This window comes from Halobacterium bonnevillei, assembly GCF_009831555.1.
Classification (GTDB): domain Archaea; phylum Halobacteriota; class Halobacteria; order Halobacteriales; family Halobacteriaceae; genus Halobacterium; species Halobacterium bonnevillei.
Genome location: NZ_WUUU01000348.1, coordinates 1 through 1096, shown reverse-complemented (window position 1 = coordinate 1096; position 1096 = coordinate 1). Strand labels below are relative to the sequence as shown.

The window sequence follows — 1096 nt, the reverse complement described above, 5'->3', positions numbered from 1 at the left end:
GGACGTCCTCGAGGACGAGGACCTCGCGGCGAACGCCGAGACGGTCGGCGACTACCTCCAGTCCGAACTCTCGCCGCTGGACGTGCGGGACGTGCGCGGCGACGGCCTCATGGTCGGCGTCGAGGTGAAACGGGGGGCGAACCGTGCGCTGAAAGCGCTCGCACTGAACCACGGGATTCTCGCGCTCCCCGCCGGACGGACCGTGCTGCGCCTGTTACCGCCGCTGACGGTCGGCGAGGCGCACGCCGACCGCGTGGTCGAGGCCATCGACGCCGAACTATGACGCCGCGCGACCTCCTCGTCGACCTCGTCTCGACCCCCTCTGTTTCGGGTGGAGAAGCCGAGGCTGCCGGCGTTCTCGAGGACTACTTCGAGGCCCAGGGCCGGGACGCGTGGACCGACGACGTCGGGAACGTCCGGGCGCCCGGCGACGACGGCGTCCTGCTCACGAGCCACATCGACACCGTCCCCGGCCACATCGACGTCCGCGTCGAGAACGGCGAACTCTGGGGGCGGGGGAGCGTCGACGCCACCGGGCCGCTGGCCGCCATGGCGGCCGCGAGCGTCGAGACCGGCGCCTCGTTCGTCGGCGTCGTCGAGGAGGAGACCACCTCGAAGGGCGCGCGCCACCTGGCCGCGGACCGCGCGGAACCCGAGGCCGTCGTGAACGGCGAGCCCTCCGGATGGGACGCCGTGACGCTGGGCTACCGCGGCTACCTCGTCGGCACCTACACCGCCGAGACGGCCAGCGGCCACTCCTCGCGCCCGGACCCGAACGCCGTGCAGCACGCCACCGCGTGGACCGAACGCGTGCAAGCGCCTTCGGCGCGGAACCCGGCGAGGAGCCGACAATCGAGGCGGCGACTGACGGCGAGACGTCCGTCTTCGAGTCCGTGACCGTCAAGCCCGTCTCGTTCCGGGGCGGCCTCGCCGACGATGGACAGTCCGTGCAGGCGACCGTCGACGTGCAGTTCCGCCTGCCGCCCGGCACGACCGCCGACGACGTCCGCGAGACCGTCGCGTCGTGCACGACACACGGTACGGTGTCGTGGGGCGACTCCATCCCGCCGGTGATGTCGAGTCCGCGGACGCCGGT

The 1096-nt window shown here is 72.5% G+C and carries 1 protein-coding gene and 1 pseudogene; both read left to right on the top strand.

What is annotated here, in order from left to right; genetic code table 11:
- Positions 1 to 283, top strand: a 283-nt coding sequence (locus GRX66_RS19215; protein ID WP_159527867.1) for an aminotransferase class III-fold pyridoxal phosphate-dependent enzyme, incomplete at its 5' end; no start/stop codon positions are given.
- Positions 280 to 1096, top strand: a pseudogene (locus GRX66_RS19210) (M20/M25/M40 family metallo-hydrolase); the annotation flags it as partial. The gene GRX66_RS19215 and the pseudogene GRX66_RS19210, both read left to right, overlap by 4 nt.